Origin of the sequence: Flavobacterium ammonificans (genome assembly GCF_020886115.1) — a bacterium.
GTDB classification, from domain to species: Bacteria; Bacteroidota; Bacteroidia; order Flavobacteriales; family Flavobacteriaceae; genus Flavobacterium; species Flavobacterium ammonificans.
Map to the genome: position 1 here is coordinate 1,331,223 of NZ_AP025185.1, position 15,190 is coordinate 1,346,412.

Here is a 15,190-nt window from a genome sequence, read left to right on the forward strand (position 1 = left end):
TATTCAAGCACCTTTAAAGTTTGGTTTAATTAAAATCCCAACGAATACCAAATGAGACATTATTTAATGGTACATGATTGATATCGGAATTCTTTTTAAACACTGGATTCAGATCGTATTTGAAATACAAACTTGTCGCGCGATAACCAATGTAAGTACTCAATCCATAATTGAAATCAGACACATTGAAATCTCCTTTTTGTTTGGTTTTTTCTGTATCTCCATCCACCTCAATGTGAAGTAATTGTTTGGATTTAATTCGAACCCCAGTATATCCACCAATTCCCAAACGAATTGATTCGTGTGTTCTAAAATAGGATGTAGTGCCGTCTTTCGAATATTTTTTTGGTGTAAAATCGAATTCTAAATGAAATGGTGCAACCAAATACACATTTCTTAATCGCGACTCTTCTAAATCAAAATTTGAAGTTGCTAAATAGGTTTGATTTCCACTCTTTACAAAATAACGATTGTCTGTAGGACGCAAATTATTATACATGACAGAGAAACCATATTTTGCATGAACTAAATTATGATTTTTGATTAGTCTACTGTTATAGGTAACTCCCCATTCATAAAAATGAGATCCCCAAACTCTAAAATCTGAATTTTCTATATCTTTTAGTTCCGGAATAGCATTGTTTAATCCCATAGCAAAAACAAATTGTGAGATAGTCCTTTTGGATTTGCGTTCGATTTTATCTTGCTCACCTTTGTAAACCTTCATTGTAGTGAGATTAATTTCTGTTCTATTTTTTCCTATTGAATCATTTCGACTACTACCTAGAATAATTGTAGTCCCTCCTTTTTTTAGTTTTTCTTCCGAAACTGTAAATTTACCATCTACTTTATCTTGTACCAATTGTGCTAATTTAGCCTCTTCCATTGCTACTTTATTTTCAATATTTTTAGCGAATTCTTCTGCAATTTTCTGTTTAAGTTCTTTTCCTTTTTCTGCTGTGATTTTTCCTTCTTTAACTTGTAGGTCAATGGCTTCGACTTCAACTTTTAAGTTATTTTTTTCCTTATTGGTAATTAATTCAATATTTGAAGCAATTTCTTTTACTTGTTTTTCAAATGTTTTTTCTTGCGCTACTACTTTACTTAATAAGCTCACAATAAGTATAACAGTGTAAATTATAATTTTTTGCATGGTGATTTAATTTTTAATTAGTGTACGATTTTGATTTATTCGAAATTTCTGTTGGCAATGACTGACTTAATTCGGTTATAGTTTTTGTTTAATTTGTCTAGTGTAGTTTCGCGATACACACTGTCTAATTCTTTTTCAACGCCGGTAAGCAGTGTTGCGGCATTTATTTTTATTTTATTTTTTGAAACAGTATTTCTGGTAGGATTGGTTGTTTTTTGACCGGTCTCTATTTCATTTAAAAGTGCCTCAGGACTCATGTATTTGTATGTTGTTGGCGAAGTGGCTTTTGAATTAGTGACTATTTCTTGAGTAACTATTATTTGAATGGGTTTCAATTCTTGGTTACTTTTTTCCTCTGAAATGATAGTTTTAGTATTGATTTTGTTTGACTCGTTTTGAGTCAAAATCGGTGATGTTTTTTCGACTGCAATTGTTGCAATAGGTGTTGCTGTCACCGAATCATTTTTTGATTCCGCTACGGTTGCAACAGCAATTGAATCATCAATTTGAGTGGTGGATGTTGAGGTTGTAGTGTAGAGAATTCCTAATCCAAAAAATACTACTACTGCAGCGGCTATAGCCAGCCAGTTATAATTTGGTTTTGCCTTTTCATTCTCTGTACTGTTTAGCATCGCTTCTAATCGATCCCAGCTAGCTGCAGACGGCTGAATGGTTCTGTCATTCAATTTCTTTTTGATTTGATTCTCGATTTTATTTTGTTCCATTGAGTCTCTTTTTTAATTCAAATAGTTGGTGTTGTAACAACTTTCGTGCGTGCGATAATTGTGACTTTGATGTTCCTTCGCTTATTTTGAGCATTGTTGCTATTTCATGATGTTTAAATCCTTCAATAGCGTATAAATTGAATACCATTTTATAACCATCAGGTAAATTGTCAATTAAATATTGAATATCATCTATTGCAAAATCTTCCATTTCATAAGAAGATTCCTTTTCGCTTACTATAAAGTCTTCATTATTTTGATGAACGATATGGTTTTTTTTTGCCCTTATAAAATCAATGCATTCATAAATCATAATGCGTCGAATCCAACCTTCAAAACTTCCTTTGTGTTCAAATTTTTTCAAATTGGAAAACACTTTCATGAAGCCAGTTAATAGAATGTCTTCTGCATGGTGAATGTCACTGATGTAATTTCTGCAAACGCCTAACATCTTTGGAGAAAATTGATCATAGATCTGTTTTTGAGCCTGCCGATTGTTAGCAATGGCTAAATCAATGATTTGTTTTTCTTCTTGATGTATTGGAATTACTTTCATTTACAATTTTCTAAATTATAATTCGATTTATAAATTAGTTGTTATAGTAATAGACGAGTGTGGATGAGAAAAGGTTGTATGCGATCCACTATTTTTATTTTAAAAAGTAAAAATATTGAAAAAAAGTACGGGTTTATTGTAAGAGGTAGGCGGATATTTTTTTGTAGACTTCTTTGTTTTGCAAACTATGTCCCAATCCTTTTGTGGTTTCTAGAACAGACCTTTTCCAATACTGATTCGTTTTTTTACTTTCTTCATACAATACTACGGTATCGTCTAAGTCATGAAATAAAAGCCCTTTAGCTGTCACGGATTGCGCGTAATGCTGTGCTGAAAAATCTGCGACTTTAACTTGGAAACGCTCCCAATAATGTTGGTGAATCAATTTTTCCATTCGGCTATTCAATCGCAATAAGCGTACATAATTTTTAAAAATAATGGCATAATCGGATGGAGCACCTAAAAGCACCATTTTTTCTACAGTTGGATTATTGTAGGTCGCTTGGTAATACAAACTTGCTTTTCCGCCAATAGAGTGTCCAATGATATAATTAGGGCTGTATTTTTTGGCTACACAATCAATACTGGCTACATAGCGTATCACATTAAATTCTTTTCCTTCTGATAATCCGTGAGCGGGTGCGTCTATTGCAATAATGGTGTGTCCCGTTTCAATGAGATGCGGTAGTAATTTTTTCCAACGCATAGTATTGCTTTCCCAACCGTGTAAAAGAAAAATGATTTTTTCATCTCCGTCCCAACGGTAGGTTTGGAACTGCAAACCGTTATTGTCAAAAGTTTCTTTTTTGGCTTCGGCCAAAAAGGGTGGAAGTTGGTTACTATTTAGTTTTCCTTTTCGAGGATGGCTAAAAAGAGAGAAGGCAAGCAGCGTTGCTTTTTTGGGAGCAATAAAACACAGTAGGTTAATGTAAGCTCCGTAGGATTTGGTAGTGATAAAGAAAAGAAATTGCTTCATAATAAAAAAGTCCCGATTTGCATCGGGACTTCAAGTAGTTAAAATTTAGAAAATAATTTTTCCATTTTTTCTCTTTCCTCCTCGGCTAACGTACTGTCAACCAAAATTCTTCCAGAGTGTTCATCAGTGATGATTTTCTTTCTAGCGGCAATTTCCACTTGTGTTTGTGGTGGAATTGTAAAGAAAGATCCTGCAGATGCTCCTCTTTCGATAGAAACTACAGCTAATCCATTACGAACGCTGCTTCTGATTCTTTTGTAAGCAGTTAACAAACGCTCTTCGATTTGTGCTTCATACTCTGCTGATTTTTGAGAAAGAAATTCTTCTTCTTTCTGAGTTTCAGCCATAATAGCATCCAATTCTGATTTTTTATGTTTCAAGTGAGTTGATTTTGATTCTAATTTTTCTTTAGAATTTGCAATCACCTCTTTTTTGTGCTCAATAGAAGCTTTCATTTCTTTGATTTGCTTTTCAGCCAATTGAATTTCTAATTCTTGAAATTCAACTTCTTTAGTCAAAGAGTTGTATTCTCTGTTGTTACGAACACTCTCTTGTTGTTTTGTATATTTTTTGATAGCCTCTTTGTGCTCGTCAATAGCATTTTTCTTTACTTTGATTTGCTCTTCGATAACTTCAAGTTCGCTTTTTAATTTTTCTGAACGAGTGCTTAAACCAGCTACTTCATCTTCTAAATCTTCTACCTCTAAAGGAAGTTCTCCTCTTACGTTTCTGATTTCGTCAATTCTTGAGTCAATAAGTTGTAAATCGTATATTGCTCTTAACTTGTCTTCGACACTTAATTCTTTTTTAGTCGCCATATTTTATAAGTACTTAACTGGATTTGTATTTTCTTCTGAAAAAATGATGGCAAAATTAAGGATTTTTTTTCTAAGAAAGTCAACAATATAATTTTTTGTATACCGTTCGCTTTCAAAATGTCCAATATCTGCCAAAAGTAATTGGTTTTCTGCCTCATAGAACTGATGGTATTTCAAATCAGCGGTTAAAAAAGCATCGGCTCCAGCGCGAATTGCATTTTTGATGGCAAAACTTCCAGCGCCTCCTAAAACAGCTACTTTTTCTATGGGTTTATCAAGAAACTGCGAATGGCGAATGCCGCCTGCTTGCATTTTTTCTTTTACCATTCCCAAGAATTCTTTTTCGCTCATTGGTGTTTCCAATTCGCCAATCATTCCCAAGCCAATATTTTGATGTTGGTTTTTGAGGTCGTAAATCTCGTAAGCTACTTCTTCGTAGATATGCGTTTGAAACAAGGTTTTCAAAATTCTACTTTCTAGGTGCTTTTCAAACGTAACTTCGATTTTGATTTCGTCAGCTTGAACGAATTCAAAGCGTTCTCCAATTTCAGGATTGCTATGTTCGTTGCCTTTATAGGTTCCAGTCCCTTTTGAGTTGAAGCTGCAGTTGTCATAATTACCAATACTTCCAGCTCCTGCATGGAATAAGGCATTGCGAACTGCTTCTGCATTTTCAGGAACAGTGTAGGTGACTAATTTGCGGATGAAATTCTCTTTTGGGATGAGGATTTTGGTGTTTTTTAGCCCTAAAGCATCACAAAATATTTTGTTGACTCCTTCAGGATGATTGTCCAAAGCGGTATGAACAGCATAAATGGCAATGTCGTTTTTGATGGCTTTAAGAATTGCGCGCTCTACATAAGTTGTTCCGGTAATTTTCTTCAAACCTGAAAATAGAATCGGGTGAAAGCAAACCACCAAATTGCAATTTTTGGTAATGGCTTCGTCAATTACACTTTCTAAAGCATCGTGACATACTAAAATTCCAGTAGCGTCATTTTCTGGATTGCCTACTAAGAGCCCCACATTATCAAAGTCTTCGGCATAGGCTAAAGGGGCCATTGCTTCGAGTACAGGGAATATTTCTTTTATTTTCATTTAATTCATCTTAACGTAATTTAACAATAGCTTATCTTTTTATTGTGAGTTTTATTTCTGTTGAATGGTATTTTTGATTACCTATAAACCAATAAAAATGAAATTAAAAATAGCTTTTTTGTTGTTTGTTTTTCAAATTGGCTTTTCGCAATCCGAAAAAACGATTAAAGGTACAGTTTTATCGGATAATTTCCCAATGGCAAAAGTAGATGTCGTAAATTTTAATTCCAAAAAAAGTACCCTTACTGATACTGAAGGCAAGTTTGTTCTAACTGGTAAACTTGGGGAAATTCTAATTTTTATTGCTAAGGGATACGATTTAAAACGTGTTGTAATTGATGCGGATATGATGCTAAAGCAAGATAATTTAGTAGTTTTAGTAAAGAAGCCGGAAGAGTTGCAAGAAGTTCTGATTGTCAAAACGCCCTCCATTCACTTGAGTAAAGATGAAAAATTTGAGCAGGATAAACTAGATGATATAGCTATGGATAAGCTACAAAAAACGCTTAAAAATCCTGGGGTTTATGACGGACAAACTGCAGGGATAGATTTTTTTAAAATTGCCAATATGATTGGTAAACTGTTTTCCAAGGAGAAAGAAATTGTTAAAGCGGAATCGCCACCAATAGTATTTAAAGACCTAATAAAAAATAATTTTAAACCTGATTTTTATACTAAAACCTTGCATTTGAAAGAGGATGAAGTCGCTCTTTTTCTCGAATTTTGTGATGTCGATCCCAAAGCTAGATTGATAGAGAAAAGTAATAATCAATTAATGCTTTTGGACTTTTTGCATCAAAAGAGAGATGAGTTTAAAAAAATATAAGTTGGCTGTAGTGTGCTTATTTTTCTGTTTTTTATGAAATTAAAAGGTACGGCTATTTTTGTATATTTGTAATTCAAAAAATCAATACTTATGACTACATTAACCATTAAAATCAACGAACGCACTAAGGCAGGTAAAGCCTTTATGGCGATGTCTGAATCTTTTTTTAAAGGGGTAAAAGGAATTGAAATTATTGAAACGGATTCTAATAAAATTGAGGAAAGTCCCTATGATCCTGAATTTGTTGCAATGGTAAAAAAAGCTCAAAAAAGTAAAAATAGAACAATAGTAGATCCGAATGATATATGGGGAAGTTTAGGGTTGAAATAACAGATTTAGCAAAGAAGCAAATTGCTAAACATTTAAAGTCTGGCAATCAGTCTAGTATCAAAAAAATAGCAATAATTTTAAATGAATTATCTGAAACTCCTTATTCGGGAGTTGGTAAACCCGAAGCTTTAAAATCCAATTTATCTGGCTTTTGGTCAAGACAAATCAACCCAAAAGACCGATTAATTTATACTGTTAATGATGATTTGGTTGTTGTAGATGTTATTTCTGCAATGGGTCATTATTCTGATAAATAAATTCTATGAATCTTCTCCGAAAAATACTATTCCCTTTCGCTATTCTGTATGGTTTCATTACAAGTATTCGCAATTTTTTGTTTGACAAATGCATTTTAGCTTCCTATTCGTTTGACCTTCCCGTTATTGTTGTAGGGAATTTGAGCGTGGGCGGAACAGGCAAAACACCGCAGATAGAGTATCTGATTCGGTTATTTTCTGAACGCTACGCCATAGCGACTTTAAGTAGAGGGTATAAAAGAAAATCAAAAGGGTTTGTTTTGGCGAATGCCAATGCTACAGCTGAAAATTTAGGAGACGAACCCTATCAATTTTACCAAAAGTTCCCATCGATCCAAGTAGCGGTAGACGTCGATAGAAAGAATGGGATTGAACAATTATTGACTCAAGAGAAGAAGCCTCAAGTTATTTTATTGGATGATGCTTTTCAACACCGCAAAGTCAAGGCGGGTTTTTATATTTTGTTGACGGCTTATGATGATGTATTTGTGGATGACTTTTTATTGCCAACAGGTAATTTAAGAGAATCAAGAAGTGGTGCTCAAAGAGCAGATGTGATTGTAGTAACCAAATGCCCTACAACACTTTCTGAGACAGAACAAAGTCAAATTAAGCAAAGAATAAAATCATATTCGGATGCTCCGGTTTATTTTAGCACGATTGCTTTTGATGAAAATGTACAATCTAGTATTGCATCTGTTCCAGTGGCAACTATTCAGCAATCGGCTTGTGTACTTCTGGCAGGAATTGCAAAACCAGCTTCGTTTTTTAATTATTTGACAAACTCAGCATCTATTTGTTTGACCTATCCAGATCATCATCATTTTACGGAAACTGATATCCAACAAATTAAACAACAAGCAGGAGAGAAGATGATTGTAACTACCGAAAAAGATTATGTTCGTTTGAAAGACTCTATCCTAAAAGAGCAATTGTATTATTTGCCTATTCGAACTTCGTTACTAGTTGGTTCAAACGAATTTGATGCCTCGGTATTGGACTATTTGAAGCAATAGATTAGGCTTTCAGATTGTTGGAGTATAAAATCAAATCAATCAATCGAGACGAGTAGCCAATTTCATTGTCATACCAACCCACTACTTTTACCATTTTGTCAATCACAGAGGTCAATTGGGCGTCAAAAATACAGGAATGCGTATTGCCTATTACATCTACAGATACTATTGGATCTTCGGTGTACGCTAATATTCCTTTTAGATTGGTTTCGGCAGCTGTTTTAAATGCGGTATTGATTTCGTCAATGGTCACTGCTCGTTTGACATTGAAAGTAATATCCGTTAAAGATCCATCCGGAACCGGAACTCGAATGCCACAACCTCCCATTTTATTTTCTAAATGCGTAAAGATTTTTGTCAGTGCTTTGGCTGCTCCAGTTGTTGTAGGAACTATAGATTGGCTTGCACCACGCGCGCGACGTAAATCTTTATGAGGTTGGTCGTGTAAGCTTTGGTCGGTAGTAAACGAGTGAATGGTGGTGATGTAGGCTTGTTCAATGCCACACAATTGGTCAATGATTTGAATCATCGGTGCCGCATTGTTGGTCGTGCAACTCGCATTGGAAATGATAGTTTCGCTCCCGTCTAGTATCGATTCATTTACTCCTAATACTACTGTTTTAATACTATCTACTTCAGAAGGTGCCGATAGAATTACCTTTTTGGCTCCAGCCAAAATATGCGCATTCAGTTCTTCGAAAGTTTTATATTTTCCAGTTGATTCGATGACATAGTCAATGTGGAGAGTTTTCCAATCCAAATTAGCAATGCTTTTTTCGTGGAAGAATGGAATGTGCTTCCCATTTACTATAATCCCGTTTGCATCGGAGCTGACTTCAAATGGTAATACGCCATGAATACTATCGTATTTTACTAAATGTGCCATTGTCTTAGTGTCGGCAATGTCATTAATAGCAACCACTTCTATTTGGGGATGGTTCAAAAGTAATCGAAAAAGATTTCGACCAATTCTTCCAAAACCATTGATGGCAATTCGTATTTTCAAAATAGGAAAATTAAAGAATGTGTTTTTGTGCCTTGTAAGACGAACGCACTAAAGCGCCGCTTTCTACGTGACGGAAACCCAATTCCAATCCGTATTTTTCGTATTTCTCGAATTGTTCTGGTGTGATGTATTCTTTAACAGGTAAGTGTTTTTTACTAGGCTGTAAATATTGACCGATAGTCACTACATCTACATTGGCAGCGCGTAAATCACGAAGTGTTTGCATCACTTCTTCCTCTTCTTCGCCTAAACCAAGCATAATACCCGATTTGGTTCTGTTGATTCCTTTTTCTTTTAAATAACGCAATACTTCCATACTACGATCGTATTTAGCTTGTATGCGCACTTCACGAGTTAATCGACGTACAGTTTCAATATTATGTGAAACTACTTCCGGATTGGCTTCTACGATACGATCAATATTTCTTTCAATGCCTTGAAAATCTGGAATTAAGGTTTCTAAAGTTGTGTTCGGATTCATTCTGCGAATCGCTTTTACAGTTTCTATCCAAATGATAGATCCGCCATCTTTTAAATCGTCACGATCTACACTGGTAATCACGGCATGTTTGATGTTCATGATTTTTATAGAACGCGCTACTTTTTCGGGTTCGTCCCAATCAACTGTTTCTGGACGGCCTGTTTTTACTCCACAAAAACCACAAGAACGGGTACAAATATTCCCTAAAATCATAAAGGTTGCAGTACCTTCTCCCCAGCATTCGCCCATATTAGGACAACTTCCAGAAGTACAAATTGTGTTCAAGCTGTATTTGTCAACTAATCCTCTTAACTCCGTGTATTTTTTACCAATAGGCAATTTTACACGCAACCATTTTGGCTTAGCTGTTGGTAATTTATTTTCTAAAACAGTTTCCATAACATCAAATTTCTTTTGCAAATATAAGTAATGTATTGAAGTAGATAGACGAAAATTTTGGATTAACAATAGTTAAATAAAATCAAACTACCCTTTGGATCCTTTTTGAATGATTTCGGCTAATAATTTTTTAGCTCTCAAAATTTTGATTTTCACATTGCTCAACGGTTCGTCAATTTTGAGGGCTATTTCTTGATAACTCATTTCTTGAAAATACCGCATTTGAATGACTTCCTGATAGTGTGGTTTCAATTCTTTAATGAATTTCAATAATTGTGAAAGGTTTTGTTCTGTAATTATTTTGTCCTCTACAGAAGGCGTCGTGTCGGCTACATTGTGAGCTTTCTGATCTTCGTCATCCGTAATTTCTATAAATACACTTGATTTTCGTTTGCGTAACAAATCAACATGACCGTTTTTAGCAATGGCGATTAACCAAGTATTGAACTGAAATTCGTTATTGTAGGTGCTGATTTTGTTAAATGCCTTAGAGAAGGTTTCGATGGTGATGTCCTCGGCATCCGTTTCGTTTTCAGTACGTACCAACATAAAACCATATACTTCATTCCAATAATAATCCAATAGAAAAGTGAAGGCAGTTTGATCGCCTAGTTTTGCTTTTTCTATTTGTTGGTTTATTTCCACTGGATTGGTTTTGAGAATAAATTGGTAAAATACGCATTCACTTGTGTAAAGATAAGTACAATTTCAACAATAGGAAACCACCATTTAATATCATTCTCTTTAAGTTTTCTAGCTGAAAATCCGACAACGATCCAAGCAATCAAATAGCGTCCCAAGAAAATACTTAAAACAATAATCCATTCAAACTGAAATGCAAATAAAACAGCCGCCGTTATTATAAATAATAATTGTGAACCATAAAATAATCCTAGTTTAAATTGATCACTTGACTTAAAGTAGTCTGCGGTAGCAATTTGTCTTCTCTTTTGGTTGAAAAAAGCCGAAAAGGTAGTTTTTGGTTTAGAAACAGAAAAACTTTCAGGAGTAAAAGCAATGGTTGTGTTTTTACCGTTGGCAGCTTGATTAATGAATAATTCATCGTCTCCTGTGCGAATTTGCATATGGTCGATAAAACCATTTACATTGAAAAATTCTTCTCTTTTGTACGCCATATTACGACCTAATCCCATATATGGGAAGCCTAATTTTGCCCAAGAAAAATATTGAATAGTGTTCAATACATTCTCAAAACGAATGATTTTGTTTAAGAATGAGTTAGCGATTTTTTCATATTTACCGTAACCTAAAACAATCGTTTTTTGCATGGTGAATTGCGAACTCATTGCTGTAATCCAATCTTTTGATGTTGGGTAACAATCGGCATCAGTAAAAAGAAGGTATTCCTTTTTAGCTGCTTTGATTCCTAATGTCAATGCGTATTTTTTATTACCCCAAAAGGCTTCATTGTTCTCTACTTTTACTAATCGAACATTAGGATATTGTTTTTCAAATTGTTCGAAAATTTCTAATGTATTGTCACCTGAGGCATCGTCTATCAAAACGATTTCAAAATCAGGATAATTTTGTTCGGCTAAAAGCGGAATGTACTTCACTACATTTTCTTCTTCATTTTTAGCACATACAATTACCGAAATAGGAATTCTTTTGGGTGTAATTTGTTGTGCTTTTGCAAAAGCAAATTGCCCAAAAACACCTAGATAGTATGCCAATTGAATTACGGCTAGTCCAATAAAAATGTATAAAAGTATAAGCATGGGGAAATTGTCTTTTTAAATCGTGTGCAAATGTAGGAATACAAAAACGAATTTGAAATGAATAGGAGGCAAATTTTTATGCCTTTCATTCAATTTAAATTACAAGATAAGAGGGAGTAATTGTCTTAAATCACATTTACTTCAGCCTCAATACGAATTCCGAAAGTAGTAAAAACAGTTTCTTGAATGTCTTTTGAAACGGCCAATATTTCTTGACCAGTAGCATTTCCATAATTCACCAAGACCAAAGCTTGATTTTTGTGTACTCCGGCATCGCCAAAACGTTTGCCTTTGAAACCTGCTTGTTCAATTAACCAACCTGCAGGAACTTTCACTTCGGTAGTAGAAACTTCAAAGTATTTCATTTCAGGAAATCGTTGGTGAATTTTCTCAAAATCTGATTTGGGAACAATAGGATTTTTAAAGAAACTACCACTGTTTCCTAATTCTTTAGGATCAGGTAATTTACTTTGACGAATCGCAATAACAGCATTACTTACGTCTTTCAAACTTGGTTTTTGGATGTTGTTTTTCTCCAATTCGCCTAAAATATCACCATAAGAAGTGTTTATTTTATGATTGCGTTTGGTTAATTTAAAAACTACTGAAGTGATGATGTATTGGTCTTTGACTTCGTTTTTGAAAATGCTTTCTCGGTAACCAAAACGACATTCCTCATTTTGAAACGTTCTCACTTCTTGATTAGCTATCGAAATGGCTTGACAAGAAATAAAGTGATCTTTGATTTCGGCACCATAAGCGCCAATATTTTGCACTGGTGTAGTTCCTACATTACCCGGAATTAGGGACATATTTTCTAAGCCACCAAAATTTTGATCAATGGTCCAAAGTACAAATTCGTGCCAGTTTTCACCTGCCTGACTTTCTACCCATACAAAATCGTCATTTTCATCAATGATTTTTTTGCCCTTTAAATCAATATGAATCACCAAAGCATTTATATCTTGAGTGAGAAGCATATTGCTTCCACCACCTAAAATAAATTTTTTCTCCGTTGGATTTTCAACTAAAACAGTTTTCAATTCATCTAACGAATGTACCGCGATGAATTGATTTGCTTTGGCTTCAATGCCAAAAGTATTGTAGTTTTTTAGAGAAAAATTAGAGTGTAGCGTCATAGAATAAAATGCTTTTTAAAGCTCAAAAGTAAGAATTAAAATTCGTCGGTAGTTAGCGCTCGATTGATAAATTCGTTTAAAGGTCGTAAGGCAATTAATTTTTGAGACATATTTTGTACGAAATCTTTTTTCAAGACTTCGGAGAAATCAAAATGTTGAGTGCTTTCAAAACTTTTCAATTTTAAAAAATCAATAGCGGGATGGTCTTTTTCATAACCTCGAGGCGGATTTTTCAAAACATTCGTTTCGTTTCGATCGAAATCTTTAAACTCTTTTTTGAAGTTTTTCTCTTGTAGGATGGCTTCCAAATCATCATAGAAAAAAGCAATTTCTTTTCGGATTTTCTTCAAATCTTCGGCTTCAGGACAATACAATCCGCCAGCGATAAAGCTTTTATCTTTTTCAATATGAATGTAATAACCGGAACGGTTGTTTCCCTTAGCTCCGGATGACATCCAAACACTTAAGTGGGTTTTGTATGGCGTTTTGTCTTTTGAAAAACGAATATCACGATTGATTCTAAAAGTGCAATTTTTAATTTCAAGTAATTCTAACGACGGATCAAGTGGTTTCATCGCGTCCAAAAATGACCCAACGAGTTGGTGGTAATCTTTCTTAAAAAGCTCGTAACGCTTTTTGTTATTCAAGAACCAGTCCCGATTATTATTCGCTTTTAAATCAGCTAGAAATTGCAAACTGTCTTTAGTAATCATACTGTCGTTTATAATTGTTTTTTCAAATCAGCTTCACTAATGTATCCAGAATGCTGCCATTTGATTTGTTTATTTTCGTACAATAAAAGTGTAGGTAATTCACTAATTTTCATTTCTGAAAGTAAACTTTTGTTTTTATCAGCATCCAAACGAATAATTACCACTTGATCTGCCATTTCTTTTTCCATTTTCAACAAATAAGGGGTCATTTTTTTGCAAGGTGCACACCATTCGGCATAAAAATCTACTAATACTTTTTTATCAGAATTTAGTAAATCAGCATATTCTTTTTGAGAAATTCCAATTTTTTTTGAAGCAGGTTTTGATAATCCAGCTGCTTCCCATTTTAAGAATCCACCTTCTAGTTGAACAATTTCTGTAAAACCAAGTTCAGATAATTTTTCTACAGCTTGCTGACTTCTTCCACCAATTTTACAGTATACATAAACGGGTTTTGATTTGTCTAAGCTGGTAGTTTTTGCAGTAAAATCAGAACCTAGCCAGTTGATGTTTTTGGCATTATCAATATGATCAGCAGCAAATTCTTCTGGAGTTCTTACATCAAGTATTTGAGGATTTGTAGTAGTCTGGATTAATTTAGAAAAAGCCATCGCATCTACATTTTTAATATTTTTTGAAGATTGTCCGTTACAAGAAACAATAACAAAAGATAATACAATCAATAAATAAGAGGTGAATGATTTCATTGTTTAATAGGGTATAAATTAGATTACAAAAGTACTGTTTTTTTAAATTGTATCTTTAATTCAACACCATTTACAAACTAAAAATTTTATAAGATTGATGTGTTGATTTTACAATGGTTTCTGTTCGTTCTGAATGCGTATCAGAAATAAAAAGCTGTCCAAAAGTATCGCTATTGACCATTTCAACTATTTTGGCTACGCGACTTTCGTCCAATTTATCGAAAATATCATCAAAAAGTAGTAATGGTTTTACGCCACTTTGTTTTTTTAAGAATTCAAACTGGGCTAATTTTAAAGCAATAAGAAATGATTTTTGTTGGCCTTGTGAACCAAATTTCTTTATAGGATACGAGTCGATTTCAAACGATAAATCGTCTTTGTGAATTCCGACACTAGTGTATTGTAAAGCTCTATCTTTGTTAATGTTCTCTTGTAAAAGTGTTTCCAAATCATTTTCGAATAAATGACTTTCATACACCAATTGAACGGTTTCTTGAGAATCAGTTATCGCTTGGTGGTGTTTATTAAAAATCGGGATAAATTCCTGAATAAACGATTTTCTTTTTTCAAAAAGCGACTGAGCAAATCCATTCAATTGTTCATTGTAAATTGACAAGGTATCCTTTTCGAAAACTTGATTTAAAGCAAAATACTTCAATAATGCATTTCGCTGACTGAGTACTTTTTGATACTGAATGAGTTGCTGTAAATAATGAGAATCCAGTTGCGAAATGACGCTATCCATAAATTTGCGACGCGTTTCGCTTCCTTCAATGATTAAATCCCTGTCGGCTGGTGAAATGATCACCAAGGGAACAAAGCCAATATGGTCTGAAAATTTATCGTAAACTTTGCCGTTGCGTTTTAAGACTTTTTTCTGTCCTTTTTTTAGACTGCAAACAATTTGTTCGGCTCTGTTATCTTTTTCTAGTTCGGCATCGATTACGAAAAACTCTTCGCCATGCTTAATATTCTGCACTGCAAGAGGGTTAAAATAACTCTTTCCATAGGATAAATGGTAAATTGCATCGAGTACATTGGTTTTACCAATTCCGTTTTTTCCCACAAAACAATTGATTTTGGAGTCAAACTCGAAATTAGCCTCAGCAAAGTTTTTATAATTGAATAATGAAATCTTTTTTAAATACATTTTGTCTCGCTGGAATGAAGAATAGCGTTTTATTAGCACCCTTTTGCTAACTGTGCGCAAATTATTGAAAAATATCCATAAAATGCCTTTTAGATTTGAAT

Annotated in this window: 18 protein-coding genes; 4 read left to right on the forward strand and 14 right to left on the reverse strand. The window is 34.0% G+C overall.

Annotation, left to right across the window (positions count from 1 at the left end):
• Positions 1-25: 25 nt before the first annotated feature.
• The 6 genes from LPC20_RS05760 to LPC20_RS05785 form a co-directional block, all read right to left on the reverse strand.
• A complete protein-coding gene (locus LPC20_RS05760) occupies positions 26-1,153 on the reverse strand; it encodes a hypothetical protein (protein ID WP_229323389.1) in 1,128 nt (375 codons plus the stop codon).
• Positions 1,154-1,188: 35 nt separating this feature from the next.
• Entirely contained in the window at positions 1,189-1,878 is a 690-nt protein-coding gene (locus tag LPC20_RS05765) for a hypothetical protein (protein ID WP_229323392.1), read from the reverse strand.
• Entirely contained in the window at positions 1,865-2,434 is a 570-nt protein-coding gene (locus tag LPC20_RS05770; RefSeq protein WP_229323394.1) for an RNA polymerase sigma factor, read from the reverse strand. The genes LPC20_RS05765 and LPC20_RS05770 overlap by 14 nt, the downstream gene beginning before the upstream one ends.
• Before the next feature lie 133 nt (positions 2,435-2,567).
• Positions 2,568-3,410: an alpha/beta hydrolase gene (locus tag LPC20_RS05775; protein ID WP_229323396.1), complete on the reverse strand. Its 843-nt coding sequence runs from the start codon at positions 3,408-3,410 to the stop codon at positions 2,568-2,570.
• A 38-nt stretch (positions 3,411-3,448) separates the two neighbouring features.
• Positions 3,449-4,228, reverse strand: a complete 780-nt coding sequence (locus LPC20_RS05780; RefSeq protein WP_229323398.1) for a zinc ribbon domain-containing protein — start codon at positions 4,226-4,228, stop codon at positions 3,449-3,451.
• A gap of 3 nt (positions 4,229-4,231) precedes the next feature.
• A complete protein-coding gene (locus LPC20_RS05785; RefSeq protein WP_229323400.1) occupies positions 4,232-5,326 on the reverse strand; it encodes a Nif3-like dinuclear metal center hexameric protein in 1,095 nt (364 codons plus the stop codon).
• Positions 5,327-5,423: 97 nt separating this feature from the next.
• On the opposite strand from LPC20_RS05785, the gene LPC20_RS05790 reads away from it, so the two are divergent.
• The 4 genes from LPC20_RS05790 to lpxK all read left to right on the forward strand — a co-directional run bounded on the left by LPC20_RS05790 (position 5,424) and on the right by lpxK (position 7,755).
• Positions 5,424-6,152 (forward strand): carboxypeptidase-like regulatory domain-containing protein, encoded by a 729-nt coding sequence (locus tag LPC20_RS05790; protein ID WP_229323402.1) that lies wholly within the window; start codon positions 5,424-5,426, stop codon positions 6,150-6,152.
• Positions 6,153-6,242: 90 nt separating this feature from the next.
• Entirely contained in the window at positions 6,243-6,482 is a 240-nt protein-coding gene (locus tag LPC20_RS05795) for a DUF2683 family protein (RefSeq protein WP_229323404.1), read from the forward strand.
• Entirely contained in the window at positions 6,458-6,739 is a 282-nt protein-coding gene (locus LPC20_RS05800; protein ID WP_229323406.1) for a Txe/YoeB family addiction module toxin, read from the forward strand. Before LPC20_RS05795 ends, LPC20_RS05800 begins: the two co-directional genes overlap by 25 nt.
• 5 nt (positions 6,740-6,744) lie before the next feature.
• Positions 6,745-7,755, forward strand: coding sequence for a tetraacyldisaccharide 4'-kinase (gene lpxK, locus LPC20_RS05805; protein ID WP_229323408.1), 1,011 nt, complete (start codon positions 6,745-6,747; stop codon positions 7,753-7,755).
• A 1-nt stretch (position 7,756) separates the two neighbouring features.
• Here lpxK and gap read toward each other — a convergent pair whose 3' ends face one another.
• From gap to recF, 8 genes are all read right to left on the reverse strand, one after another.
• Positions 7,757-8,761: a type I glyceraldehyde-3-phosphate dehydrogenase gene (gene gap, locus LPC20_RS05810; protein WP_229323410.1), complete on the reverse strand. Its 1,005-nt coding sequence runs from the start codon at positions 8,759-8,761 to the stop codon at positions 7,757-7,759.
• A gap of 10 nt (positions 8,762-8,771) precedes the next feature.
• Positions 8,772-9,641 carry a lipoyl synthase gene (gene lipA / locus LPC20_RS05815; protein ID WP_229327134.1) on the reverse strand — a complete coding sequence of 290 codons (870 nt, stop codon included), beginning with the start codon at positions 9,639-9,641 and terminating at the stop codon, positions 8,772-8,774.
• Between the two features lie 87 nt (positions 9,642-9,728).
• Positions 9,729-10,286, reverse strand: a complete 558-nt coding sequence (locus tag LPC20_RS05820) for an RNA polymerase sigma factor (RefSeq protein WP_229323412.1) — start codon at positions 10,284-10,286, stop codon at positions 9,729-9,731.
• Complete coding sequence (locus LPC20_RS05825) at positions 10,277-11,380, reverse strand: glycosyltransferase (RefSeq protein WP_229323414.1); 1,104 nt, start codon at positions 11,378-11,380, stop codon at positions 10,277-10,279. The genes LPC20_RS05820 and LPC20_RS05825 overlap by 10 nt, the downstream gene beginning before the upstream one ends.
• Before the next feature lie 125 nt (positions 11,381-11,505).
• Positions 11,506-12,519, reverse strand: coding sequence for a UDP-N-acetylmuramate dehydrogenase (gene murB / locus LPC20_RS05830; protein WP_229323416.1), 1,014 nt, complete (start codon positions 12,517-12,519; stop codon positions 11,506-11,508).
• A 35-nt stretch (positions 12,520-12,554) separates the two neighbouring features.
• Positions 12,555-13,232 carry a DUF2461 domain-containing protein gene (locus LPC20_RS05835; RefSeq protein WP_229323418.1) on the reverse strand — a complete coding sequence of 226 codons (678 nt, stop codon included), beginning with the start codon at positions 13,230-13,232 and terminating at the stop codon, positions 12,555-12,557.
• Between the two features lie 8 nt (positions 13,233-13,240).
• Positions 13,241-13,939, reverse strand: coding sequence for a thioredoxin domain-containing protein (locus tag LPC20_RS05840; protein ID WP_229323420.1), 699 nt, complete (start codon positions 13,937-13,939; stop codon positions 13,241-13,243).
• Between the two features lie 70 nt (positions 13,940-14,009).
• Positions 14,010-15,089, reverse strand: a complete 1,080-nt coding sequence (recF, locus tag LPC20_RS05845) for a DNA replication/repair protein RecF (protein WP_229323422.1) — start codon at positions 15,087-15,089, stop codon at positions 14,010-14,012.
• Positions 15,090-15,190: the final 101 nt, after the last annotated feature.